General features: G+C 73.9%; 2 protein-coding genes. One reads left to right on the top strand and one right to left on the bottom strand.

Translation table 11 applies throughout. From position 1 onward, the window contains the following. Window positions 1-1726 (bottom strand): alpha-glucan family phosphorylase (glgP, locus tag IH13_RS0123540; protein WP_158791274.1); only part of this gene is annotated, 1726 nt, incomplete at its 3' end. Window positions 1727-2420: 694 nt separating this feature from the next. Between glgP and IH13_RS0123535 the strand changes: the two genes are divergently transcribed. After that, window positions 2421-2866, top strand: a 446-nt coding sequence (locus IH13_RS0123535; protein WP_037842171.1) for a maltotransferase domain-containing protein, incomplete at its 3' end; no start/stop codon positions are given.

Here is a 2866-nt window from a genome sequence, read left to right as displayed (position 1 = left end):
GGGGGAGCCGCTTCCCTCCGTCGTCGGCGGGGTGGGCCTTGCCGGCGACGACGATCTGGATCGGGCGGGTGGGGTGGAGCAGCAGCTCCCGCAGCCGGTCGCGGTCGTGCAGCATCAGTGTGAGGCGCTTGTACGAGGGGACGCGGCGGGCGAAGCCGATGGTCAGCACGTCGGGGTCGAGCACCCCGTCGATCCAGCCGAGTTCGGCGGTGCCCGCGCCGCGCCGGCGCCAGGAGGCGTAGAGCCGCCTGCGCACCTCGGTGACCAGCTGTTCGCGCAGACCGCGGCGGAGGTCCCAGATCTCCCGGTCCGGCACGGCGGTGACCGCGTCCCAGCGCCGGGGGGTGCCGGGGCGGGTGCCCTGGGCGCTCCCGACCTCGGCGCCGGCCAGCGCGCTCTCCGCGCGTTCGGCGCCGAACGTCCGGGCCGCGAGGCCGAGGACCTCGGGCGCGACCCAGGTGGGGGCGTGCACGCCGTTGGTGACGGAGGTGATGGGGACCTCGGCGGGGTCGAAGCCGGGCCACAGCCCGGAGAACATCTCCCGGCTGACCGCCCCGTGCAGGGTGGAGACGCCGTTGGCCCGCTGGGCGAGGCGCAGGCCCATCACCGCCATGTTGAAGAGGCCGGGGTCCCCTCCGGGGTAGGCCTCCGTGCCGAGGCGCAGGATCCGGTCGACGTCGACGCCGGGCAGTTCGCCGTCGTCGCCGAAGTGCCGGGCGACGAGCTGGCTCTCGAACCGGTCTATCCCGGCGGGCACCGGGGTGTGCGTCGTGAAGACCGCCCCGGCCCGCACCGTCTCCAGGGCGGCGTCGAAGTCGAGGCCCGTCTCGGCGAGCTCGCGGATGCGTTCCAGGCCGAGGAACCCGGCGTGTCCCTCGTTGGTGTGGAAGACCTCGGGGGCGGGGTGCCCGGTGAGCCGGCAGTAGGTCCGCACGGCACGCACCCCGCCGATGCCCAGCAGCATCTCCTGGAGCAGGCGGTGATCGCTTCCGCCGCCGTAGAGCCGGTCGGTGACGTCGCGTTCGCCGGGGGCGTTCTCCTCGACGTCGGAGTCGAGCAGCAGCAGCGGGACACGGCCGACCTGGGCCTGCCAGACGGAGGCGTACAGCGAGCGTCCGCCGGGCAGGGCCAGCACCACCCGGCTGGGGGTGCCGTCCGCCTCGCGCAGGAGGGTGAGCGGCAGCTCGTTGGGGTCGAGGACGGGGTAGTGCTCCTGCTGCCAGCCGTCCCGGGACAGGGACTGGCGGAAGTAGCCGTGGCGGTAGAGCAGGCCGACCCCGATGAGCGGCACACCGAGGTCGCTGGCGGCCTTGAGGTGGTCGCCGGCGAGGATGCCGAGGCCGCCGGAGTACTGGGGCAGGGCGGCGGTGACTCCGAATTCGGGTGAGAAGTAGGCGATGGCTGAGGGGAGTTCGGCGCCCTGGGCGAGCTGGTCCTGGTACCAGCGCGGGCCGTCGAGGTACGCCCGCAGGTCGCTGGAGACCTCGGTGAGCCGGCGCAGGAAGTGCTGGTCCGCGGCCAGCTCCGCGAGCCGCCCGGCGGACACGGCGCCGAGCAGCCGCACGGGGTCGGCGTCCGCGGGGCGCCAGCCCTCCGGGTCGGCCGCCTGGAAGAGCCGCTGGGTCTCGGTGTGCCAGGACCAGCGCAGGTTGCGGGCGAGGTCGCTGAGCGGTTGAAGGGGTTCGGGGAGTACGGGACGCACGGTGAATCGACGAATGGCCTTCACGTATCCCACCTTTACAGGGGACGTACGGATCCGAGGGGACGCACGGCGGTGCGCGTCCCGACCGTCACCCTCGACGGTAGCCGGGGGCGGTGGTACGGAACCACGGCGCGCGACCGGCTCAGTGGGCCGGGCGGCGCGCGGATCATCCGCCCTCACCCCTGTCGTTGCACCCTGCGCGCCCTTCCCGCCCCCCTCCCGGGCCCCGCCGGCCGCCCCGGCCACGCCGGGCCCCTGCGGCGCGGGCACCGCATGGGCCAGATGCGCACACATCCGTCACAGGCGATATGGCTGATTCCTACTCCTCGCGCGGCCTTGTGGCGCTTCGCACCACAAGGAAGGCTTCGGGGTGCGCCCGCACGGCGGCCCGCGAACCGGCGCGCGGCGCGGGAAACGTGCGCCGGGTGCACCCAGGAGTCGGCACGGCGCCGGTTGCCCGCCCGGAAGCGGTGGGAAGGCTTCCGGTACCGGCCCCGGGGCACCCCAGGTGCCCGGTCCGGGGCACGAACCCCCTTTCGCACCTGCCATTCGAGTGCCATTCGAGTGAACGCGGACAGGAGCGGCCATGCACACCACCCGTCACCCGACGTCCGAGCGGCTACAAAGGACGCAACCCCCCATTCGCGGCGCACGCGGTCAGCCCTCCCCACCCACCCCGCGCCCCGTGCATGCCGAGCTCCAGCCCCCAGGTGATTCCATGATCGGTCGCATTCCCGTCCTGGACGTCCGTCCCCTCGTCGACTGCGGGAGACGGCCGGCCAAAGCCGTCGAAGGTGAGACCTTCCAGGTCAGCGCCACCGTCTTCCGCGAAGGCCATGACGCGGTGGCCGCCAATGTGGTGCTGTGCGATCCGAGCGGACGGCCCGGCCCCTGGACGCCGATGCGCGAACTCGCCCCGGGGACGGACCGCTGGGGCGCGGAGGTGACGCCGGACGCCGAGGGGCACTGGACGTTCACCGTCGAGGCGTGGAGCGATCCGGTCACCACCTGGCGGGCGCACGCGCGGATCAAGGTCCCCGCCGGGATCGACACGGAGCTGGTCTTCGCGGAGGGCGCCGAGCTGTACGAGCGGGCCGCCTCCGGCGTACCGAAGCGGGAGGGGCGCGAGGCGGTGCTGGCCGCCGTCGACGCGCTGCGCGACCC

The organism is Streptomyces sp. NRRL WC-3549, from assembly GCF_000721935.1.
Classification (GTDB): Bacteria; Actinomycetota; Actinomycetes; order Streptomycetales; family Streptomycetaceae; genus Streptomyces.
This window is presented reverse-complemented; position numbering and strand designations above follow the sequence as displayed.